This is a genomic window from Streptomyces sp. NPDC007346 (assembly GCF_040703535.1).
Taxonomy (GTDB): domain Bacteria; phylum Actinomycetota; class Actinomycetes; order Streptomycetales; family Streptomycetaceae; genus Streptomyces.
Map to the genome: position 1 here is coordinate 1 of NZ_JBEYKR010000122.1, position 21,857 is coordinate 21,857.

At 72.6% G+C, this 21,857-nt stretch carries 22 protein-coding genes; 4 read left to right on the forward strand and 18 right to left on the reverse strand.

Annotation, left to right across the window (positions count from 1 at the left end):
• Window positions 1–137: 137 nt before the first annotated feature.
• Window positions 138–1,421 (reverse strand): adenylosuccinate synthase, encoded by a 1,284-nt coding sequence (locus tag AB0917_RS26080; RefSeq protein ID WP_366822105.1) that lies wholly within the window; start codon window positions 1,419–1,421, stop codon window positions 138–140.
• A gap of 186 nt (window positions 1,422–1,607) precedes the next feature.
• On the opposite strand from AB0917_RS26080, the gene AB0917_RS26085 reads away from it, so the two are divergent.
• The 3 genes from AB0917_RS26085 to AB0917_RS26095 all read left to right on the forward strand — a co-directional run bounded on the left by AB0917_RS26085 (window position 1,608) and on the right by AB0917_RS26095 (window position 3,368).
• Window positions 1,608–2,465: a diacylglycerol kinase gene (locus AB0917_RS26085; protein ID WP_366822106.1), complete on the forward strand. Its 858-nt coding sequence runs from the start codon at window positions 1,608–1,610 to the stop codon at window positions 2,463–2,465.
• A 124-nt stretch (window positions 2,466–2,589) separates the two neighbouring features.
• Complete coding sequence (locus tag AB0917_RS26090; protein WP_366822125.1) at window positions 2,590–2,862, forward strand: DUF1876 domain-containing protein; 273 nt, start codon at window positions 2,590–2,592, stop codon at window positions 2,860–2,862.
• A 170-nt stretch (window positions 2,863–3,032) separates the two neighbouring features.
• Complete coding sequence (locus AB0917_RS26095) at window positions 3,033–3,368, forward strand: hypothetical protein (RefSeq protein ID WP_366822107.1); 336 nt, start codon at window positions 3,033–3,035, stop codon at window positions 3,366–3,368.
• Between the two features lie 129 nt (window positions 3,369–3,497).
• Here the strand turns inward: AB0917_RS26095 and AB0917_RS26100 are convergent, their stop codons facing one another.
• From AB0917_RS26100 to AB0917_RS26170, 15 genes are all read right to left on the reverse strand, one after another.
• Window positions 3,498–4,703 (reverse strand): cytochrome P450, encoded by a 1,206-nt coding sequence (locus tag AB0917_RS26100; RefSeq protein ID WP_366822108.1) that lies wholly within the window; start codon window positions 4,701–4,703, stop codon window positions 3,498–3,500.
• 122 nt (window positions 4,704–4,825) lie between these two features.
• The gene (locus tag AB0917_RS26105) at window positions 4,826–5,626 is read right to left on the reverse strand and encodes a response regulator transcription factor (protein ID WP_366822109.1); all 801 of its coding nucleotides are present in this window, start codon (window positions 5,624–5,626) and stop codon (window positions 4,826–4,828) included.
• Complete coding sequence (locus AB0917_RS26110; RefSeq protein WP_366822110.1) at window positions 5,623–6,993, reverse strand: histidine kinase; 1,371 nt, start codon at window positions 6,991–6,993, stop codon at window positions 5,623–5,625. The genes AB0917_RS26105 and AB0917_RS26110 overlap by 4 nt, the downstream gene beginning before the upstream one ends.
• A gap of 109 nt (window positions 6,994–7,102) precedes the next feature.
• Complete coding sequence (locus AB0917_RS26115) at window positions 7,103–7,990, reverse strand: alpha/beta hydrolase (RefSeq protein ID WP_366822111.1); 888 nt, start codon at window positions 7,988–7,990, stop codon at window positions 7,103–7,105.
• A gap of 162 nt (window positions 7,991–8,152) precedes the next feature.
• On the reverse strand, window positions 8,153–9,376 hold the full coding sequence (gene kynU / locus AB0917_RS26120) for a kynureninase (RefSeq protein ID WP_366822112.1): 1,224 nt from the start codon (window positions 9,374–9,376) through the stop codon (window positions 8,153–8,155).
• Entirely contained in the window at window positions 9,369–10,217 is an 849-nt protein-coding gene (locus tag AB0917_RS26125; RefSeq protein WP_366822113.1) for a tryptophan 2,3-dioxygenase family protein, read from the reverse strand. The genes kynU and AB0917_RS26125 overlap by 8 nt, the downstream gene beginning before the upstream one ends.
• Before the next feature lie 139 nt (window positions 10,218–10,356).
• Window positions 10,357–10,770, reverse strand: coding sequence for a DUF3151 domain-containing protein (locus AB0917_RS26130; protein WP_018514127.1), 414 nt, complete (start codon window positions 10,768–10,770; stop codon window positions 10,357–10,359).
• Between the two features lie 111 nt (window positions 10,771–10,881).
• On the reverse strand, window positions 10,882–12,039 hold the full coding sequence (locus AB0917_RS26135) for a MalY/PatB family protein (RefSeq protein ID WP_366822114.1): 1,158 nt from the start codon (window positions 12,037–12,039) through the stop codon (window positions 10,882–10,884).
• 204 nt (window positions 12,040–12,243) lie between these two features.
• Complete coding sequence (gene fbaA / locus AB0917_RS26140) at window positions 12,244–13,275, reverse strand: class II fructose-bisphosphate aldolase (RefSeq protein WP_366822115.1); 1,032 nt, start codon at window positions 13,273–13,275, stop codon at window positions 12,244–12,246.
• A gap of 212 nt (window positions 13,276–13,487) precedes the next feature.
• A complete protein-coding gene (gene pyrE / locus AB0917_RS26145) occupies window positions 13,488–14,027 on the reverse strand; it encodes an orotate phosphoribosyltransferase (protein ID WP_366822116.1) in 540 nt (179 codons plus the stop codon).
• A gap of 65 nt (window positions 14,028–14,092) precedes the next feature.
• Entirely contained in the window at window positions 14,093–14,887 is a 795-nt protein-coding gene (locus tag AB0917_RS26150) for an aldose 1-epimerase (protein WP_366822117.1), read from the reverse strand.
• 281 nt (window positions 14,888–15,168) lie between these two features.
• A complete protein-coding gene (locus AB0917_RS26155) occupies window positions 15,169–16,224 on the reverse strand; it encodes an SRPBCC domain-containing protein (protein WP_366822118.1) in 1,056 nt (351 codons plus the stop codon).
• A 160-nt stretch (window positions 16,225–16,384) separates the two neighbouring features.
• Window positions 16,385–18,004: a polyamine aminopropyltransferase gene (locus AB0917_RS26160; RefSeq protein WP_366822119.1), complete on the reverse strand. Its 1,620-nt coding sequence runs from the start codon at window positions 18,002–18,004 to the stop codon at window positions 16,385–16,387.
• 153 nt (window positions 18,005–18,157) lie between these two features.
• Window positions 18,158–18,679, reverse strand: a complete 522-nt coding sequence (locus tag AB0917_RS26165) for a DUF2617 family protein (RefSeq protein ID WP_366822120.1) — start codon at window positions 18,677–18,679, stop codon at window positions 18,158–18,160.
• Between the two features lie 453 nt (window positions 18,680–19,132).
• On the reverse strand, window positions 19,133–19,462 hold the full coding sequence (locus tag AB0917_RS26170) for a hypothetical protein (RefSeq protein ID WP_366822121.1): 330 nt from the start codon (window positions 19,460–19,462) through the stop codon (window positions 19,133–19,135).
• 141 nt (window positions 19,463–19,603) lie between these two features.
• Here AB0917_RS26170 and AB0917_RS26175 point away from each other — a divergent pair, with 141 nt between their 5' ends.
• On the forward strand, window positions 19,604–20,773 hold the full coding sequence (locus tag AB0917_RS26175; RefSeq protein WP_366822122.1) for a pyridoxal phosphate-dependent aminotransferase: 1,170 nt from the start codon (window positions 19,604–19,606) through the stop codon (window positions 20,771–20,773).
• A gap of 79 nt (window positions 20,774–20,852) precedes the next feature.
• On the opposite strand, the gene AB0917_RS26180 is transcribed toward AB0917_RS26175, so the two are convergent.
• Both AB0917_RS26180 and AB0917_RS26185 read right to left on the reverse strand, forming a co-directional pair.
• Window positions 20,853–21,098, reverse strand: coding sequence for a hypothetical protein (locus AB0917_RS26180; RefSeq protein WP_366822123.1), 246 nt, complete (start codon window positions 21,096–21,098; stop codon window positions 20,853–20,855).
• Between the two features lie 103 nt (window positions 21,099–21,201).
• Complete coding sequence (locus AB0917_RS26185; RefSeq protein ID WP_366822124.1) at window positions 21,202–21,687, reverse strand: prevent-host-death family protein; 486 nt, start codon at window positions 21,685–21,687, stop codon at window positions 21,202–21,204.
• Between the last annotated feature and the right edge of the window lie 170 nt (window positions 21,688–21,857).

Sequence of the window (21,857 nt, forward strand, 5' to 3'; positions counted from 1 at the left end):
GGGGTGTCCCCCCCCTCCGGGGGGCCCCCCCCCCCCCGCCCGGGCGGCGCCCCGCCGCCGTTCTTATGGACGCGCGTGTTCTCCTACGAGCGCGGTATCGCGCGTGCTCCTACAGGAACGCGATATCGCGCGTGTTCCTACAGGAACGAGTTGATCTGGATCGTCTCGGTCCGGCCGGGGCCGACGCCGATCGCGGAGATCGGGGCGCCCGACATCTCCTCCAGGGCCTTCACGTACGCCTTCGCGTTCTTCGGCAGGTCGTCGAAGGTCTTGGCCTTGGTGATGTCCTCGGACCAGCCCGGCAGGTTCTCGTAGATCGGCTTCGCGTGGTGGAAGTCGGTCTGGTTGTACGGGAGTTCCTCGACGCGCTTGCCGTCGATCTCGTACGCCACGCAGACCGGGATCTGCTCCCAGCCGGTGAGGACGTCGAGCTTGGTGAGGAAGAAGTCGGTCAGGCCGTTGACCCGGGTCGCGTACCGCGCGATCGGGGCGTCGAACCAGCCGCAGCGGCGGTCACGGCCGGTGGTGACACCGCGCTCGCCGCCGATGCGCCGCAGCGCCTCGCCGTCCTCGTCGTGCAGCTCCGTCGGGAACGGACCGGCGCCGACACGCGTCGTATAGGCCTTGAGGATGCCGATGACGCGGCTGATCTTCGTCGGGCCGACCCCGGCACCGGTGCAGGCGCCGCCCGCCGTCGGGTTCGACGAGGTGACGAAGGGATACGTGCCGTGGTCGACGTCGAGCAGCGTGCCCTGGCCGCCCTCGAAGAGCACGACCTTGCCCTCGTCGATCGCATCGTTCAGGATCAGCGTCGTGTCGGCGACGTACGGCTTGATCCGCTCCGCGTACTGGAGCATCTCCTCCACGATCCGGTCCGCCTCGATGGCGCGCCGGTTGAAGACCTTGGCCAGGAGCTGGTTCTTCTGCTCCAGGGCGGCCTCGACCTTCTGCACCAGGATCGACTCGTCGTAGAGGTCCTGGACGCGGATGCCCACCCGGTTGATCTTGTCGGCGTACGTCGGACCGATGCCACGGCCCGTCGTACCGATCTTGCGCTTGCCGAGGAAGCGCTCACTGACCTTGTCGAGCGTCACGTTGTACGGAGTGATCAAATGAGCGTTGCCGCTGATCAGAAGCTTGGACGTGTCGACGCCTCGCTCGTTCAGACCGCTCAGCTCGGAGAGCAGGACCGCCGGGTCGACCACGACACCGTTCCCGATGACCGGGGTACAGCCCGGCGACAGGATTCCGGAGGGGAGGAGATGCAGTGCGTACTTCTGGTCGCCCACGACGACCGTGTGACCGGCGTTGTTGCCGCCTTGGTATCGCACGACATAGTCCACGGATCCACCGAGGAGATCGGTGGCCTTCCCCTTGCCCTCGTCACCCCACTGAGCACCGAGCAGCACAAGTGCGGGCACAGGCGTACACCCCTTCCGGGCGGGGCATGTCCAAGGCCAGGGGGCGTACGTAAAGGTCGTACCTGCCGCACGACGATGTACGGCAAAGCCTGAGCCGTCGAACCGGGTGCCCCGGAATAGACGAAGCCCCTGGCGCAATAGCGCAAGGGGCTCTTGCACCAAGATGCTACCCGAGGAAGGACCGAGGTGTCGGCTGCAGAGCCCCCCGACGACGGCGACGACCAGCTCCTGGTGGTCATCGACCCGGTCGCCCGCCGGACCGACGGCGAGTCCGTCCGTATCGCGAGGGACGTGCTGAGCGCCGGCTCGCACGCCAAGATCTGCCTTCCGGACACGCCGGAGGAGTTCGCCCGCGCCCTGTCCCGGCGGGGTTCGCGCCGCCCGGTGGTGGTCGGCGACGACCACGCGCTGCTGCGTGCCGTGGCCCAGCTCCACCGGGAGCGGGAGCTCTCCGGGGGCGTCCTCTCCCTGATCCCGGTCGGGGCCGCGCACGCCCTGGAGGTGGCCCACGCCCTCGGCGTGCCCCGGGGCGCGGTGGCGGCCGCGCGGACCGCGCTGGACGGGGCGGTGCGGCGGCTGGACCTGCTGGTGGACGACAGCGACGGCGTGGTGCTCGGCCGGCTGTGCATCCCCGCCCCCACACCGGCGCCCGGGACGGGGGCCGCGCACACGGGCGTCACCGCCGTCTGGGACACCTGCCGCTCCCTGGTGACGTCCCTGGTCCGCCCGGCGGCCCCGGGCGCGGCGGCCGCGCCCCCGGGGACGTACCGGCTGCGGGTCGAGGCGGACGGGGTGCTGCTGAGCGACCTGGACGTGCCCGTGCGGGGCGTCTCGGTGCTCTCCCAGCGCGGCGGTGGCCTGGCCGACGTGGTGGTCAGCACCACGGACGGCGAGGACGTCACGGCGGAGGCCAAGGCCGTCACCGTCTCCGGCGCGGACTTCCGCTACCGGGCCGACATAAAGACCGGCGGCCCGGTGCGGACCCGGACGTGGACCGTGCGGCCGGACGCCTGGGGGCTGATGCTCCCGGCGCCCGCACACTGAGACCGCCGGTCCCGGCGAGCGCGGCGGGGCCTTCGGGGGGACGCTGGAAGGGTACGTACGTGGATTTCGGCAGGGGTACGTACGCGAATCGGCCGCGGAGGTGACCGTCATGACCAGCACCACCATGCCCCGAGTCACTGTCGGATGGCACATCGACCTCGAATTCGAGGAGGACGCGCACCGCACCCGCGCCGCGGCCCTCGTCCGCCTCCCCGACGGAACCGAGGTACGCGCCCACGGCTACGCCAGCCGCCACCCCTCGGACGAGGACCAGCAGCGGGTCGGCGAGGAGATCGCGGGGGCCAGGGCGCTCAACGAGATGGCGATGAAACTGCTGACCAAGGCGCACGACGAGATCGACGAGGCGTCGGGCCGGACGTCGTCCCCGTTGACGTGAGGCCTCCTCCCGGTCCTTTCGGCGGCTGAGGGCCGGGGGGCCCGGGGGCCCGGGAGGGGCGCCCCGGGGAGCGGGAGCGCGCCCGGGGGCCGGGGAGGGGCGCCCCAGGGAGCGGAACCGCGCCCGCGCCCCGCCGCGTCCCCCCGCACATGGAGACCCGTCGTCCGCACATGGAGACCCGACAAGAAGCCGTCACCGGCACCATCGGCTGCCTGGCCGCCGTGCTGGGCACCCTCGCGGGCATCGTGGCCTGGCTCCCGTACGGCAGGAGGGGCCTTTTCGGCGGCTTCGAGGGCGAGACCAACCCGGACGTCTTCTGGCTGGGCCTGCCCGTCATGGCCCTCGGCGGGGCCGCCGCCGCTCTGGCCGTCCTCTCCGTCGTACGGGGCCGGTGGCGGTGGGCGCTCGCCCTGGTGGGGGTGCTCGCGGGGATCGCCGCCTTCGGGTACGGCTTCGACGTGCTGGCCGGCACGCGGGCGGTCCAGGACTGCGGGCCGCCCTGCTGAGGGCCGGTCTGCCGGGGCCCGGTCCGTTGAGGCCGGTCCGCTGAGGCCGGTCCGCCGAGGCCGGTCCGCTGAGGCCGGTCCGCCGAGGCCGGTCCGCCGAGGCTCGGTGTCCGGAGGCGGGGCGGCGCCCTACACCTCGACCCGTAGCTCCTTCAGCCCCCGGATCACGTACCCCGGCTGCCACTCCGGCTCCGCCACCATCCGCATCGCGGGCGCCTTCCGCAGCAACTCACCGAAGGACGCTGTCAGTTCGAGCCGCGCCAGCGGAGCGCCCAGGCAGTAGTGGATGCCCGCGCCGAGCGAGACGTGCTGGTTGTCCGGCCGGGCCAGGTCCAGCGTGTCGGCGTCCGTGAACCGCTCCGGGTCCCGGTTGGCCGAGCCGAACAGCAGCGCCACCTCCGCCCCGCGCCCGATCACCTGGCCGTCGACCTCGATGTCGTCCAGCACCCACCGCTCGAACAGCTGCAAGGGGGTGTCGTAGCGCAGGAGCTCCTCGATCGCCGTCGGCAGCGACGCCGGCGCCGCACGGAGGGCGGCGAGCTGCTCGGGGTGGTGGAAGAGGGTGCGCCAGCCGTTGACCGTGGTGTTCACCGTCGCCTCGTGGCCCGCGTTCAGCAGCAGCACACAGGTGGAGACCATCTCCTGCTCGGTCAGCCGCTCCCCCTCGTCGTGGGCGGCGATGAGCGCCGAGACCAGGTCGTCGCCGGGGGCGGTGCGGCGCTGGGCGATGAGCCCGCGCAGGTACGCGGAGAACTCCTCCGACGCGCGGACGGCGGCCTTGGCCGTCTCCTCGGACGGGTTCAGCTCGTACATCCCGCAGATCGCCGCCGACCAGGGCCGCAGCGGCCCCCGGTCCGCCTCCGGCACCCCCAGCATCTCCGCGATCACGGCGACCGGCAGGGGTTCGGCGACCTCCGCCAGCAGGTCCCCGCCGCCCTTGGCCACGAACGCGTCGACCAGCTCGGCCGCCAGCCGCCGTACGGTCGGGGCGAGGTTCTCGACCGTGCGCGGGGTGAACGCCTTGGAGACGAGCCGCCGGATGCGCGGGTGGTCGGGGGCCTCCAGGTCGAGCAGCCCCTGCCCGTTGAGCGTGGTGAACGGCTCGTGCGCGGCGGGCGGCGGGGTGCGGCCGAACTCCTCGTGGGTGAAGCGGTGCAGATACGTACGGCCCAGGCGCCGGTCGCGCAGCAGGGCCGACACGTCGGAGTGGTGCGGGATCAGCCACTGCCCGGTCGGCTCGAACCAGTGCGCCCGGCCGGCGGCTCGCAGGGCGGCGTAGGCGGGGTAGGGATCGGCGACGAACGCGGGCGACCAGGGATCGAAGGACACGTGCATGACCCGACGCTACCCGCGTCCGCCGCCACCGCAAGGGGGGCCTGTACCAGAGACCAGAGGCTGCCCCTGGTCGCCCCGGGGCCACCCCTGGTCCCCCGGGGCCACCCCTGGCCCCTTCGGGGCTACCCCGGGGTGACCAGCCGTGCCTCGTACGCGAACACCGCCGCCTGCGTCCGGTCGCGCAGGCCCAGCTTCACCAGGATGCGGCTCACATGCGTCTTGATCGTGGACTCGGCGACGATCAGGTGCGAGGCGATCTCCGCGTTCGACAGCCCCTGCGCGATCAGCACGAGCACCTCCGTCTCGCGCTCGGTGAGGTCCCCGATCCGGGCCAGGGCGGGGGGCCTCGGCGCCTCCGCCAGCTTGGAGAACTCGGTGATCAGCCGCCGGGTCACGGTCGGCGCGAGCAGCGCCTCGCCCGAGGCCACCACCCGTACGCCGTCCGCGAGCTGCCGGGCCGAGGCGTCCTTGAGGAGGAAGCCCGAGGCCCCGGCCCGCAGCGCCTGGTACACGTACTCGTCCAGGTCGAAGGTCGTCAGGACCAGGACCTTCGCGTCGGCGTCCTGCGCGACGATCTCGCGGGTCGCCTCGATGCCGTTCATCTCGGGCATCCGGATGTCCATCAGGACGACGTCCGGGCGCAGGGCGGCGACCTGGGAGACGGCCTGCCGGCCGTCCACCGCCTCCCCCACGACCGTGATCCCGGGCATCGCGTTGAGGAGGACGGAGAAGCCCTCGCGGACCATCATCTGGTCGTCGACGATGAGGACCCGGATGTCGGTGCCGGTGCCGGTGCCGGTGCCGGTGCCTCTGCCGGTGCTGGTGCCGGCCTCGATGCCTCTGCCTGCTCCTGCGCCCGTGCCTGCGCCCGTGCCTGCGCCCGTGCCTGCGCCCGTGCCTGCGCCTGCGCCTGTGGCGTTCATGCCCTGCCGTCCCGTTCGATGACGAGCGTCTGCGCGGAGGCGGCGGCTTCGGCGCCCGACGCCGCGTCCCGCTCCTCCGGCTCGCTCTCCGCCGGCGGTACGGGCAGGAACACCGCCACCTCGTACCCCCCGTCCTCCGTCACCGCGGCCGTCATCGCACCGTTCAGCATCGCCACCCGCTCCCGCATCCCGGTGATCCCGTGCCCGGCCCCCGGGGACGGCTTGACCAGGCCCCTCGGGGGGCCGTTGACGATCCGCAGCCCGATCCCGCCGAGCACGTACGCGATCTCGACCCTGGCGGTGGCGCCCGGCGCGTGCCTCAGGGTGTTGCTGAGGGCCTCCTGGATGATCCGGTACGCCGACAGCTCGACGCCCTGGGGCAGCTCGCGGACGGCCCCGGTGATCACCTTCTCCGTCTCCAGGCCCGTCTCGCGGACGTTGTCCAGGAGCCCGTCGAGCGCGGCGAGGGTGGGCTGCGGGGCGTCCGGTGCCGCGTAGTCCTCCGCGCGGACGACTCCGAGGACGCGGCGCAGCTCGGTCAGGGCGGCCACCGCGTTCTCCCGGATGGTGACGAAGGCCTGCTCCAGCTCGGGCGGCGGGTTCTCCACCCGGTAGGGGGCGGCCTCCGCCTGGATCGCGACGACCGACATGTGGTGCGCGACCACGTCGTGCAGCTCCCGGGCGATGGTGGTGCGCTCCTCCAGCAGGGTGCGCCGGTCGCGTTCGACGGCGGTGACGGTGCGCTGCACGGTGATCTCCCGCTCGGCGTCCCGGACCTCCCGCTCGGCGTCGCGCCGGACGTGGACCACGGTGACGATGAGCAGCGCGAAGGCCGTGAGGACCGCCAGGGAGGCGGTGTTGGACGGGTTCCCGCCCTCCAGCAGCATCCCGAACAGCAGCGTCAGCAGCCACATCCAGGCTGCCGTACGGGGCCGGGTCCGGGCGGCCACGACCACGATGACCACCATCTGCGCGATGAAGGCGCTGGGCCCCCACAGTCCGCCGCTGCCCAGGATCGCACAGAAGATCGTGGCGACCATCGAGGCCCAGAACGCGGCGACCGGCCTGACCAGGGTCATCGCGACCGCGACCGCGGGCACGAAGCCCATGAGGAAACTGAAGTGCCAGTTGGCGAGTCCCGCCGTCAGCACGATCAGGGCGGCGCCCAGCACCAGCGCGTGCGGGGTCCAGACGGCGACCCGACGCAGCCCCTCGGGAAGCCGCCGTATGAACCGCCCCTCCGGCGAGAGCGGCGGTAGCGGGCGGTAGGCGAACACGTTGCGGAAGAGGTCTTCCCGCAGGCTTTCCATCGCGCCGGCGGTCGCCCGGAGCTCCGGGGTGCTGGTCTTCGTCTGGGTCTCGGTCACGCTTCCACGGTAGGCGGCGGCGGGGCGCGGGTCGTCAGCACCGATGCGGATTCCACGGCGTCCGTCTCAAGGACTACGCGCGCCCACGAAGAACGGGCCGACGGGTTTCTCACCACGCCAGCTGCGTGATCTCCTCCGCCACGATCGCGCAGGCGTCGGTGGCCGGGTCGATCAGCGAGAAGTGCCCGACGTCGCCGAGCAGCGTGAACCCGACCATCTCTCCGCACTTCGCCGCCGCGTCGACGTACGCCTCCGACACGGCCGGCGGGACGACGATGTCCTCCTCGCCGTGGACGATCGCGGTGGCGATCCCGGTGGGCAGCAGCGCCACGGGATCGGTCCACGCCGTGCGGACGGCCGGCTCGTCGCCCAACTCCTCCGCGCCGCCGATGAGCTGGGTGACCGCCCCGCCGCACACGTCCAGCTCCACCGCCGTGGCGAAGTCCGCGATCGGGGCCAGTGCGATGACCCCGCGCAACGGCGGCGGGGCGGGCAGCCGCCACGGCGCCCCCTCGGGCAGCACGTGCCGCGCCGCCGCCCAGAGCGCGAGGTGCCCGCCCGCGGAGTGCCCGGTGACCACGATCCGGCGTACGTCGGCCTCGGGCAGCTCCCGCGCGGCCAGGGCCGGTACGGCGTCGAGTGCGGCGGCCACGTCGTCGAAGGTCTCCGGCCAGCGCCCCGCGACCGGGTCGGCGCCGGGCACGTCCCCCTTCTCGCTGCCGCGCCGGTACTCCACGCTCGCCACGGCGAAGCCCCGCCGGGCCAGGAAGTCCGCGAGCGGGGAGACGTGTGCCCGGTCGTAGGGGGCCCGCCAGGCCCCGCCGTGCAGCAGGACGACGAGCGGAGCGGCGGTGCGGCCGTCGCGCGGGACGTAGAAGTCGATGATCTGGTCGGGGTGGTCACCATAGGCGGCGGTCCGGTCGGGGGCGACCACGGGACGCGCGAGCGCCGACCCGGTCTCGGCGACGTCCCGATCACGCGCGGCGGAATCCGACATGCTGCTCAACCGTCCTGTGCCTGTGTCCTGTGCCTGTGTCAGGTGCCTGTGTCAGGTGCCTGTGTCAGGTGCCTGTGTCAGGTGCCCAACCGGATTGACCTGCGGGGACGGTATCAGCCCTCGGTACCGTCCCCGCCCGGTCGTACGCGGCCCGACGGCCCGTCAGGCGGCCGCCGGCACCTCGTCGAGCACCTCGGCCAGGACCCGCGCCGCCCGTTCCGCGTCGGCGAACCCCACGTACAGCGGGGTGAAGCCGAACCGCAGCACGTCCGGCCGCCGCAGGTCGCCCACGACGCCCCGCTCGATGAGCCGGCGCATCACGGGCTCGGCCTCGGCGCAGCGCAGGGCGACCTGGCTGCCGCGTTCGGCGTGCGCGACCGGGGTGACGGAGGCGACCCGGCCCGCCGGTACGTACGCCTCGACGCACTCCAGGAAGAAGTCCGTCAGCGCCAGCGACTTGGCCCGCACCGCGTCCACCGAGACCCCGTCCCACACGTCCAGCGCCGCCTCCAGCGTCAGCATGGAGACGATGTCGGGCGTGCCGACCCGGCCCCGTACGGAGCCGTCCGCCGGGGCGAACTCGGGGGTCATGCCGAACGGGTCGGCGTGCGAGTTCCACCCCGGCAGCGGGGAGTCGAAGGCGGCCTGGTGGCGCTCGGCCACGTACAGGTACGCGGGCGAACCGGGGCCGCCGTTCAGGTACTTGTAGGTGCAGCCGACCGCCAGGTCCACCCCGTGCTCGTCCAGCCCGACCGGCAGCGCACCGGCGCTGTGGCAGAGGTCCCAGACGACGACCGCCCCCGCCGCGTGGACGGCGGCGGTCAGAGCGGGCAGGTCGTGCAGCCGGCCGGAGCGGTAGTCGACGTGGTTGAGCAGCACGGCGGCGGTACGCGGGCCGAGCGCGGCCGGTACGTCGGCGGGCGCGACGGGCACGATCCGGTGGCCGGTGAGCCGGGCGGCGGAGGCGGCGATGTACCCGTCCGTGGGGAACGTCGTCGCGTCGACCAGGATCTCGTCGCGTCCCTCGCCCGCGAGTCGGGTGGCCGCGACGACCGCCTTGAAGACGTTCACGCTGGTCGAGTCCCCGACGACGATCTGCCCGGCGGCGGCCCCGACGAGCGGGGCGATCCGGTCGCCGATCCGCTCGGGCGCGGTCCACCAGCCGCTCTCGCCCCAGGACCGGATGCGCAGCTCGCCCCACTGGCGGGTGAGGACGTCCTGCACCCGGGCGGGGACGTGGACGGGCAGCGCGCCGAGCGAGTTGCCGTCGAGGTAGACGCCGTCGTCGAGGGCGAAGAGCGCCCGCTGCGGGGCGAGCGGGTCGGCGGCGTCGAGCTTCAGCGCCCGCTCACTCAGGCCGTCGCGTGCGGTCGTGGTCTCAGACATGGCTACGCGCCGTCCACAGCTCGGGGAACACGTTCTTCGTGGCGCGCTTCTCCAGCCAGGCCACCCCGGCGGAGCCGCCGGTGCCGGTCTTGGAGCCCATCGCGCGCCGGGTGGCGACCAGGTGGTCGTTGCGCCAGCGCCAGACCAGCTCGCCGACGTCGGTGAGCAGCTCACCGAGGCGGACCAGCTCGTCGTTCTGGTCGTCGGCGGAGTAGATCCGTGCCCACACCGCCTCGACCTCGGGCGACGGCTCGTACCGCTGGGTCAGGTCCCGGGTCAGGACGGCCTCGGGGATCGCGTACCCGCGCCGGGCCAGCAGGGCGAGCGTCTCGTCGTACAGGCTGGGCTCCCCGAGCGCCTTCTCCAGCTCGGCGTGGACGCGGGGCGCGCCCCGGTGCGGCACCAGCATGGAGGCGGACTTGTCGCCGAGCAGGAACTCCATCCGCCGGTACATCGCGGACTGGAACCCGGAGCCCTCGCCGAGCGAGCCCCGGTAGGAGTTGAACTGGGCGGGGGTGAGTCCGGCCAGCGGCCGCCAGGACTCGTTGAGCGCCTCCAGCTCGCGCAGCGAACGCTTCAGGGCGTCGCGCGCGACGGGTATGCGGTCCTGGCGCAGGGCGCGGGTGGCGGTCTCCCACTCATGGACGATGACCGTGAACCACAGCTCCATGACCTGGGTGGTGACCAGGAAGACCATCTCGCCGGGGTCGTCCGAGCGGAGGTGCTGGAGGTGGGTCAGGACATCCGCCTGGACATAGTCCTCGTACGGAGTCGTTCCCGCGAAGTCGAGGTGCGGGGTGTCCGCACCGGTGGCTTCGGGGTCGGGGTGGTTCGTCGACATCGCTGTCTCCTCGACACGAGCTTCCGGGTAGCGGTCCGCCCCTTCCGTGAGGTGATGGAGCTCCGGTCCCCTGCTCGCATACTAAGCCGGACCCGCCCCTCGTGGGGGGTGGGCCCGGCTGCGGAGTACGTGGCCGGGCTCAGCTCAGGATGTCGGCCGCGGTCGGCGAGGAGTCGCGCAGGAACGTCGAGCAGCGCTCGTGCTCCTCGGTCTCCCCGATGGCCCCGGCGGCCCGCGCCAGGGCGTGCAGGGCGCGCAGGAAGCCGCGGTTCGGCTCGTGCTCGAACGGTACGGGGCCGTGGCCCTTCCAGCCGGCCCGGCGCAGGGAGTCGAGGCCGCGGTGGTAGCCGGTACGGGCGTAGGCGTACGACTCGATGACCCGGCCGCCCTCGTACGCCTCGTCGGCGAGCTGCGCCCAGGCGAGCGAGGAGGTGGGGTACTTCGCGGCGACCTCGGCGGGCGGGGTGCCGGCGGCGAGCAGCTCGCGCGGCTCGGGGTCGTCGGGCAGGTGGGTCGGGGCGGGGCCCCCGAGAAGGTTCTCGTGGATGGACATGGATCAAGTGTGCCTGGACCGGGACGCGGGTGGGGGGCCACCCGGCCCGGCCGGGCGGGATATGGCGGTTCGGAGTGGGGTGTGGGGGCCCTTTACCGCACGGCACACCCCCTACCGCACGGCCTCCACCGCCCGCACCAGCGCCTCCACCCCCCGGACCACCTTCGCCCGAGGGCACCCCACGTTCAGCCGGACGAACCCCGGCGCCCCGTAGACCGCACCGCCCATGATCGCCACCTTCTCCCGCTCCACCAGCACCCGCTGCAACGCCTCGTCGTCCTCCACGCCCGCCGCCCGCAGGTCGATCCAGGCCAGATAACCGGCCTGCGGCGGCGCCCACCCCAGCTCGGGAAGGGCCTCGCCCAGCCGCTCCGCGACGTACGCCAGGTTCCCCGCCACATACGCCCGTACGGCGTCCAGCCACGCCCCGCCCTCCCGGTACGCGGCGATGTGCGCGGTCAGCGACAGGACGGCCGGAGACGCCAGCCCCTCCCCCGTCTCCATCCGCCGCAGGTACTCCGCCCGGTCCCCCGGATCACCGATGAGCCCGTACGAACCGGTCAGCGCCGGAAAGTTGAAGGCCTTCGACGCCGAGGTCACGACCGCCCAGCAACCGGCCTCCGCCACCCGCGGCCACGGCACATGGACGTGCCCCTCGTGCACGAAGTCCGCGTGGATCTCGTCGCTGATCACCGCGACCCCGTACCGCTCCGACAGTTCCGCCATCCGGGTCAGCTCGGCGGCCGTCCAGACCCGCCCGGTCGGATTGTGCGGCGAGCAGAGCACCAGGACCTTCGCATCCGCCCGGGACAGCTCCCGCTCCAGCGCGTCCCGGTCGCCCACCGGCACCCCGCGCAGCTCCCGCCCGAGCCCGGTGATCGCCTTGCGGAAACCGTCGTACGTGGGGGTGTGGACGACGACCCCGTCCCCCTGCGCCGTCCACATCCGCAGGAGCTGGGAGAGCTGGTTGAGGACGGACGGGCCGTACACGAGCTGCCCGGTGTCGATCCCGGTGCCGTACCGGGTGGCGTACCAGTGGGCGATGGCCGAGCGGAAGTCGTCCTGCCGCCAGGTGGTGTAGCCGAAGACGCGGTGCTCCAGCCGGGCCCGCAGCGCGGCGAGCACCTCGGGGGCGGTGGCGAAGTCCATGTCGGAGATGGTGAAGGGCAGCAGCCCGTCGACCCCGAACCGGTCCGCGACCCCGTCCCACTGGACGCACCAGGTGCCCCGGCGGTCGACGACGGTGTCGAAGTCATAGGGCGCGGCCACGGAGGCCTCCTTCTCTCGGCTACTCGGCTACTTGGCTTCTGGGCCTCTGGGCTTCTGGGCCTCTGGCGCTTCCGGGCTCCCGGGCCTCCGGGCCTCCGGGCTTCTTTCGGCACAGCAACGGGCCCGGCCCCCTGAGAAGGAGGACCGGGCCCGACGCCGTACAGCCGTACTTACGCGCGTGGCTGCTTCAGCCCCTGCGCGTGGTTACTTCAGCTTCGTGCCGGAGGAGCGCAGGTTCGCGCACGCCTCGGTGACACGCACGGCCATGCCGGCCTCGGCGGCCTTGCCCCAGGTGCGGGGGTCGTAGGTCTTCTTGTTGCCGACCTCGCCGTCGACCTTCAGGACACCGTCGTAGTTGCGGAACACGTGGTCCACGACCGGGCGGGTGAAGGCGTACTGGGTGTCGGTGTCGAGGTTCATCTTCACGACGCCGTTCTCCAGCGCGGTGGCGATCTCCTCGGCGGTGGAGCCCGAGCCGCCGTGGAAGACGAAGTCGAACGGCTGGCTGCCGGCCGGCTTGCCGTACTTCTCCGAGACGCCCGCCTGGAGGTCCTTGAGCAGCTCGGGGCGGAGCACGACGTTGCCCGGCTTGTAGACGCCGTGGACGTTGCCGAAGGAGGCGGCCAGCAGGTAGCGGCCCTTCTCGCCCAGGCCGAGCGCCTCGGCGGTGCGCAGCGCGTCGTCGACGGTCGTGTACAGCTCGTCGTTGATCTCGTGCGTGACGCCGTCCTCCTCGCCGCCGGTCGGGGTGATCTCGACCTCGAGGATGATCTTGGCGGCGGCGGCCTGGGCCAGCAGCTCCTGGCCGATGGCCAGGTTGTCGGCGAGGGTCTCGGCCGATCCGTCCCACATGTGGGACTGGAACAGCGGGTTCAGACCCTTGGCGACGCGCTCGGCGGAGACGGCGAGCAGCGGACGTACGTAGCCGTCCAGCTTGTCCTTGGGGCAGTGGTCCGTGTGCAGCGCGACGGTGACGTCGTACTTGGCGGCGACGATGTGCGCGAACTCGGCCAGGGCGACCGCGCCCGTGACCATGTCCTTGTTGTACTGGCCGCCCAGGAACTCCGCACCGCCCGTGGAGATCTGGACGATGCCGTCGCTCTCGGCCTCCGCGAAGCCGCGCAGGGCCGCATGCAGGGTCTGCGTCGAGGTGACATTGATGGCCGGGTAGGCGAACTTGCCCGCCTTTGCCCGGTCGAGCATCTCGGCGTAAGCCTCGGGGGTTGCGATGGGCATCTGACCGCTCCTTGGGATGTGCGGGTGTACAGGCGTAAGTCCCTGACCTGGGGGCGACGTCATCGTCGCCCCCATCTTCCCAGACTCCCCATCCGGCTCCACCCGGCGGACCCCGTTGGATGCGCGACGGTTACGGGACAGGGGTGGACGGTTTCACGTGAAACCGTCCACCCCTGACGAAAACCGCAGGTCACCCGCTCCGCGGGACCGGATCAGGCGAGGCCGAGGTCGGCCACCGAGTAGACCTGGACGTACGGCAGGCCGGCCTCGGCGATGGCCGGAGCGGCACCGCGCTCCACGATCACGGCGACGGCGACGACCTCGCCGCCCGCCTCACGTACGGCCTCGACGGCGGTCAGCGGCGAACCGCCGGTGGTCGAGGTGTCCTCGACCACCAGGCAGCGGCGGCCCTTCACGTCGGTGCCCTCGATCCGGCGCTGCATCCCGTGCGCCTTCTGCGCCTTGCGGACGACGAACGCGTCCAGGCTCCGCCCGCGCGCGGCGGACGCGTGCAGCATCGAGGTGGCGACCGGGTCGGCGCCCAGCGTCAGCCCGCCGACGCAGTCGTAGTCCAGCTCGGCGGTGGCGTCCAGCATGGCCTGGCCGACCAGCGGCGCGGCCTTGCCGTCCAGCGTGATCCGGCGCAGGTCGATGTACCAGTCGGCTTCCAGACCCGAGGAGAGGGTCACCTTGCCGTGCACCACGGCCTTGTCCTTGATCTGCTGGAGCAGGTCAGCGCGTACGTCAGTCATGTCCACGAGGGTAAGCGGTGCCGGAAACCCCGGCGGACGCCCGGCCCGCTCACCCCCTCCCCGCCTCAGAGCCGCGTCCAGCTCCAGGTCGTCGTGATCTCCAGCGGGTCGATCGGGGTGACCAGCCGGGGCGCGCTGTTGAGCCCGTTCGGCGGGCCGGACTGCGGCTCCACGCAGATCGCCTCGTCCTGCTCGTCGTAGATCACGACCCACTCACCGCGGCTCTTCACCGTCAGCTCCAGCTGCTCCGGCCAGGTGAGCTTCACGTCGACGCCGTCGGGCATCCCGAAGCAGTCGTCCCACGGGCCGGGTACGGGCTCGATGCGGCGGCCGGTCGGCAGGTGGTCCTCGCCGCGCTCCTCCTGCCAGGCGGCGTCGAAGGAGAGCTCGGCGTCCCGGCCCCCGAGGCTGCGGCGGAACCAGGGGTGCCAGCCCGCCTGGGCCGGGAAGGAGTCGCCGTACGTCTCCACGGCGAGGCCGAGCGTCAGCGCGTCCTCGGTCAGCTCGAAGGTCTGGGTGACCCGGCCCGGGTACGGCCAGGGCTCGGCGAGGTCGTAGTAGAAGGCTGCCTGTGCCTTGTCCGCGTGGGCGGTCTCCCAGGCGGTGTCCCGGCCGGTGCCGTGGATCGCGTGCGGCGGGGAGTTCAGGGGGAGTTGATGGGACGCGTCGCCGTTGCGGAACTGCCCGGACCCGGTGCGTCCGCACCAGGGCACCATCGGGAAGCTGCCGTAGCGCTCGCCCTGGCGCAGCAGTTCGGTGGAGCCGATCCGCAGGCTGCTGATCCGGCAGCCGTGGACGGGGTCGACGGTCAACTCGGCGTCGCCGGCGGTCAGCCGGACGTTCTCTTCGCTACTGCTCACCCGACGACCCTACTGGCGGCCCACGGCAGTGTCCCGCCGGTCGGGCCGGATCGGGGCCGCCCGGCACCTGTGACGGGTTGTTTGGGGGCGTTGTTCGGGGGCTTGCTTGGGGGGCTTGCTTGGGGGGCCTTACGGGAGTGCCTTGCGTGAGTGCCTTGCCTGGGGCGTCTCACCTGAGGCGCCTTACCTGGGGGCCCTGCCTGCGGGGCCCTGCCTGCGGGGCCCTGCCTGCGGGGCCCTGCCTGGGGGGGGCTTGACTGCGGGGCCTTGCCTGGGGCGCCTTACCTGCGGCGCCGCAGCGCCCGGCCCAGCACCACGGCCGAGGCGAGCGCGAGGGCGGCGGCCGGGGCGACCCAGCGCAGGGCGGTGCCCGCCCCGCCCGCGTCCGGCGAGGGCACGGGGGCGTACCGGCCGCGCGGGGGCGCGTGGTCGACCTCCTCCGCGCTGCGGCCGATCATGGTGCGACGGGCGTGCGCGGCCTCGGCGGGCGGCTCGTCCGGGACGGTGAACTCCACTCCGGCGACGGGGTCGAGGGCGGGCGGGGGGACGGGCGAGTCGAATACGGAGGTGGGCTCGGCGGGTTCGGCGGGTTCGGTCGGCTCGGCGGGTCCGGTTGGTTCGGCGGGCCCGGCTGGTTCGGTGGAAGTACCGGACTCGGCTCCCGTATCGGCGCCGGAGCCTGTACCGGCGCCGGAAGCCTCTTCGCCACCCGGAGCGTCGTTGCGCGGAGTGCCATCGCCCGGAGCGTCGACGCTCGCCGCCTCGACATCCCCCTCAAGCCCCTCGGCCGAGACGCCCTCCGTGGCCTCCGCGGCCTCGGCACTTTCGGCGCTCCCGCTGCCGTCCTCCCCGTGCGCGGCCAGCGTCTCCGTCACCAGCTGCTGGGTGAAGCGGTCCAGGAGCCGCTGGGCCGCCGCGAGCGCGGCGCCCTCCTCCAGCTCGGCCAGCCGGCCGTCGCCGCTCGCCGTACCGCTGTAGGCGAGGGTCGTCCCGCCGTCCGTCTCCGTGAGGCCGATGGTCAGGGCCAGCTTCACCGCACCGGTCCCTCGGGCCTCCACGCCCTCCCCGGTCACCGAGAACCGTTCCTGCCCCGAGGCACCGGCCGCCGCCTCCGCACCGTCCGTGGCCTCCACGCCCTCCGGGCCGGAGAGCTTCAGCTCGCCCCGGTACGTGATGGTGTGGCCGCCGGCCCGGAACTTCAGCCGGCCGGCCAGGGGCGACGCCGACGCGTCGGCGTCCTGCTGGATCCCCGGTACGCAGCGGGCGACCCGGGCGGGATCGCCCAGCGTGCGCCGCAGGGCCGGGACCGGGACCGGAACGAACACCTGATGCTCCATACCGACCGAGCCTAATCGCCCCCGGCCCACACGTCAGGGCTTCCACACGCCCGACCCGCTCGCCCGGCACCACGGCCCGCAGGGCCCCCCGAAGCCCGGGGAGCCGCCCAGCCGAGCCCCGCGAGCCCCAGGAGCCCCCCAGCGAGCCCCGGGAGCCCCCTCACGCCTCTTCCCAGTAGCGCGGGTGGATCAACGTGGACGGCACCCGCCCCGGCAGCCGCAGCCCGTCCGCCGCACGGGCGCCCTCGCGCAGCTCCGCCGCCCCCAGCGAGCGCGGTACGGGCGCCCCGGCGCCCAGCCCCGGCTCCCCCACCGCCCCTGCCCCCGCCAGGAGGAAGCCCCAGTCCTCCGGAGGCCGCGCCGCCGCGCCGCCGGGCCGCCCGGGGCTCACGGTGAGGCCCGAGGCGCCGGAGGGGCCGGAAGGACGGCCCGGAATGCGGTACGGGCGGGTGGCGAGGCCCCCGGCCCGTACCGAGGCCTCCACCGTCCAGAAGGTCTGCGGCCGGGCCACCGGCGGGCCCGCGTGCACCACGAGCCGCCCCTGCGGGGCCAGGGCCTCGGCGATCAGCCCGTAGAACTCGGCGGAGTACAGCTTCGTACTGGCCGTGATCCCCGGGTCCGGCAGGTCGGAGATCACCACGTCGTAGCGGTGGTGGTCGGCCCGCAGCCAGGTGAAGGCGTCCGCGCCGACGGCGGTGAGGCGCGGGTCGCGGTAGGCGTGGCCGTTGAGCTCGGAGAGGGCGGGGTCGGTGCGGGCCAGCCGGGTGACGGCGGGGTCGATCTCGACGACGGTGACCGAGCGGACGCCCTCGTAGCGGAGCACCTCGCGGGCGGCGAGCCCGTCGCCGCCGCCCAGGACGAGGACCCGGGCGTGGGGTCCGTTCATCGCCGGGTGGACCAGCGCCTCGTGGTAGCGGTGCTCGTCGCGGGCGCTGACCCGCAGCCGGCCGTCCAGGTAGAGGCCGAGGGAGTCGCGGTCGGTCCCGGTCAGGACGACCTCCTGCACCCCGGTCTGCACCGCGACCCGCACCTGGTCCCCGTAGACCGCCCGCCGCGCCGCCCGCTCGAAGTCGTCGACCAGGAAGGTGGCGGTGGCCAGGACGGCGATCACCGAGACGTTGACCACGACGAGGAGCCGGCGGGACCGGGGGGTGAGGTCGCGCCGGAACACCCACAGGACCAGCGCCCCGCCGGCCGCCGCGTTGACCGCGCCGGTCAGGAGCGCGCCGGTGAGCTGCCCCAGCATCGGCAGCAGGAGGAAGGGGAAGGCCAGCCCGCCGACGAGCGCGCCCACGTAGTCGGCGGCGAAGAGGTCGGCCACGGCCCCGCCCGCGTCCTGCCGGTCGACGCGCTGGATCAGCGTCATCAGCAGCGGGATCTCCGCCCCGATCAGCACCCCGATCGCCAGCGAGAACCCGACCAGGGCGTACTGCGACTCCCCGAGCCAGGCGAACGACGCGTACAGCACGAGCGCCGAGGAGCCGCCGATCAGCGCGAGGGCCGCTTCGATCAGCCCGAACCCGACGGCGGCGTGGCAGCGTAAACGTTTCGCGAGGAGGGAGCCGATGCCCATGGCGAAGACCATCACGGAGAGCACGACGGAGGCCTGGGTGACCGAGTCACCGATCAAGTAGGAGGCGAGCGCGACCAGTTCCAGCTCGTAGACGAGACCGCAGGCCGCGCAGACGAAGACGGCGGCCAACACGAGGAACCGGCCCGTCCCCGGCCGTACGGGAAGCCGCGCCGCGCCCCCTCGCAGCGACACCTGCTGGTCGATCATGCTGCGAACGCTACGTCACTGCCCCGTCGCCACCTGTCACCCACAAGGGTGCAAGTGGAGCAGCCGGGAGGCACCCCGCACAAAGCAGGGCCACGGCACGGCGCCCACACCCCTCGCACCCCCTCGGAGCACACCCCCTCGGAGCGCGGGCGTTCAGAGCGCGGCCGCGGGGATGCGCACCCCCACCCGGGTCCGGGTGACCACCAACTGCCCTTCCTGCGGGTACGCGTGCCAGGTGCGCCACCGCACCTGGCCCTCGATGCACTGGGCGAGCATCGCGGTGAAGGCGTACGGGCTGCCGGGGAAGGTGCCCGCCAGCCCGTGCGGGTGGTCGCTCACGAGGGCGAGCAGCTCCTGCGCCCGCCCGGCGAACTGCCCCTGCGTCAGGGTCTCGACGCGCGCGGCGAACTCGTACTCCCAGTCCCCGAGCCGCTTGGCGACGCCGAGAGGGAGCGGAGTGCTGCTGCCCGGCATGCAGGCAACGGTCTCCGAGCAGACCCCCCGGTCCTCCTGGAGCAGGACCTGGTGGGAGGCGCCGAGGAGCCTCAACTGGAGTTCGGCGCCACCGAGCTGGAGATCGAGGACGGCGAGGGCGGGGAGCGGCTCCCGGCCCAGGGTCCAGGCCAGGTCGGCGGCGCGGGTATCGGAATAGGCCGTCTGGAGGGTGGTAAGCATGGGTCGGCTCCGCAAACACACATGGACACATGGACAGCGGGCGTCCCCTGAGCACGCGCGTGGGAGGAGGGGGCGCCCGATCTGGTCCAACTGGGGTCCGAGGGCTGGATGTTCTCTTCAACGAGGGAATCACGAAGTACGCCGCACTCGCAGCGTTTTTGCCCAACTTGACGTGGTTTCCATCCCCTCGGGGGCAGCCCGGTTCAACTGTTCAGCCATTTCCGTCTGCGTGGCTCAACGACAGGGCGCCCGAAGGGAGTTCACCCTCCGGGCGCCCTGCGCGCGAGTCACTGTCGGTGACGGTATCCACGCCGATGACCGTGCCGATGCCGATATCGGTGACACATTGTCGATGCCGGTGACGGTGCCGATGCCAGCGACGGCAACGGCAACGGCGATGCCCGTGACGGCGACGATTCCGGCGACAGCGACGGCGACAACCGCACCCCCCGCTCAGCTACCCCCGCCGCAGCCACCGCCCCCGCCACCACCACCGCAGGAGGAACCGCCTCCGCATGAGTGCCCACCCGAGTGCCCGCCCGAGTGCCCGCCCGAGTGGCCTCCGGAGTCGCCGGACGAGTGCCCGCTGCCGTGGGACGAACCGCCGTCAGCCGCCCACCAGCCACCGCCGGCGCCGCCCACCGCCGCCCCGTCGCCGGAGGACCGGCGGCCGGCGCGCGGCCGGACGGGCGGAACGGCCTTGACACTGCTCACCCGCACCAGGAACACCACCAGGCCGACCAGAACCCCCACCGCGAACAGCACCGTGATGAAGACAGTCATGCCCCTCACCCACCTTCTCTTCCCCCGAAGCGCGGTTCCCCCGCCGCTTCCCGGCTTCCTTCGTGTCAGGGGGATCCCCCCGGCACACACGGACGAAAGCAGACTTGAGCAACTCCAGAGCTTGGGCCCAGGATGGCGCCCATGACACAGGGACGACCGTTGCTCAACCGCAGCCTCGCCGGGTTCGGCACGACGATCTTCGCCGAGATGTCCGCGCTGGCCGCGCGGACCGGCTCGATCAACCTCGGCCAGGGCTTCCCCGACACCGACGGCCCCGAGGAGATCCGGGAGGCGGCGGTCCGGGCGCTGCGCGCCGGGCACGGCAACCAGTACCCGCCGGGCCCCGGCATCCCGGAGCTGCGCACCGCCGTCGCCGACCACCAACAGCGCTTCTACGGCCTGACCTGGTCCCCCGACACCGAGGTCCTGGTCACCACCGGAGCCACCGAGGCCATCGCCGCCGCCCTGCTCGCCCTGGTGGAGCCGGGCGACGAGGTCATCGCGTTCGAGCCGTACTACGACTCGTACGCCGCCTGCATCGCCATGGCGGGCGGCGTCCGCGTCCCCCTCACCCTGCGCGCCCCCACCTTCCGCCCGGACCTCGACGAACTGCGCGCCCTGATCACCCCGCGCACCCGCCTGCTCCTGCTCAACTCCCCGCACAACCCGACCGGCGCGGTCCTCACCCCCGAGGAGCTGAGCGGTATCGCCGCCCTGGCGGTGGAGCACGACCTGCTGGTGGTGACCGACGAGGTGTACGAGCACCTCGTCTTCGAGGGCTCCCACCACCCGATCGCGGCCCTGCCCGGGATGCGTGAGCGCACGGTCTCCATCTCGTCGGCCGGCAAGACGTACTCGTACACCGGCTGGAAGGTCGGCTGGGTGACGGCCGACGCGCCCCTGGTGACCGCCGTGCGCTCGGCGAAGCAGTACCTGACGTTCGTGAGCGGGGGCCCGTTCCAGTACGCCATCGCGGAGGCGCTCCAGCTGCCCGACACCTTCTTCACGGAGTTCCGCGACTCCATGCGCCGCAAGCGCGACCTGCTCGCCGAGGGCCTGCGGAGCGCGGGCTTCCGCGTCTACGAACCGCAGGGGACGTACTTCATCACCACCGACATCTCCCCGTTCGGCGCGGAGGACGCGTACGCCTTCTGCCAGGCACTCCCGGAACGCTGCGGGGTGGCCGCCGTACCGAACTCGGTCTTCTACGACGACCCGGAGGCGGGCCGCAGCCAGGTCCGCTTCACGTTCTGCAAGCGGGAGGACGTGCTGGAGGAGGCGGTGGAGCGGCTGCGGCGGCTTGCGCGCTGATGGGCGCCGGGACTACACGTTGAGAGGTCGCTGGGGCCTGAACTTCACGAAAGTCCGTGCCCCCTGATCCGAGCAGAGCTCATTCGGTGTCCTTCGGGTGCCGTGGGGAGGCGTACACGAGGATCACGGTGGACGTCTCCCCACTGACCAGGTATCGCACCCGGCCGCCACTGGTGATCTCGTACTCCCACTGCTCCAGATCAGAGCCCTTCCACTCCTTGCTCGCGTGCCTTCCTCGCAGCTGGTGCTGGCGGCTCCAGTTGGACCGGCACAGCGGATCGGCGCGCAGTGCGTCCAGGCAGCGATGCGCGCTCGGCAAAGCCACGCGGCACAATTCCTCCCAGCCCGTCACCGCCTGCGTGGTCCCGAAGAGACGACGTTCCACCCGTTGAGGGGTGGAACGCTGACTCGGTCCCCCTTCTTCGGACTCACCCACACACCTCGACCTGGCCGAGGTCATCACCATCGAGCGGACGCAGCGATTCCCTGAGCTGGTCGGGATCGGCATTGATGCGAGCCGTGGCGCGCCAGGAGATGATCGCGCGACGCACGGCCTCTCCCGCCCCCAGTTCAGCGGCGTCCGACAGCGCTTCAAGAAGCTCGACGGTGAAGGCCCGGACCTCTTCCGCGTCCAGGTGCCGTGCCCAAGGGAACACCTCGGGCAGGGCGAGCAGGAGCGACCTGGCACCGTCGTCCTGCTTCATCAGCGCGAGGAACAGCCGTGAGGCGGTGGTCAGGTTCTCCTCGGCGCTCTCCGCGCGCACAGCCGTGGTCAGCACCATGTCCGGAGCGTCCCGATGTGTGACGCGAAGGCGCCCCAAGGCCGCAGCTCGGGCCGCGACCCCTTTGGGGTTGCGGGAAAGGTCGGTGAAGGAGACGGATTCCGTTTCTGCTTCCAGGCGCGCGGTAGACATAATCAGAGCTTACTCAGATTACACTCTGATTTCCAGTGAGACCGCCCACCCCTCGCTGTGCGTGCCCGCACGCTCTGCAAGCGGGAGGACGTGCTGGAGGAGGCGGTGGAGCGGCTGCGGCGGCTTGCGCGCTGATGGGCGCCGGGACTACGACAGCGGCCCGGCCGGCG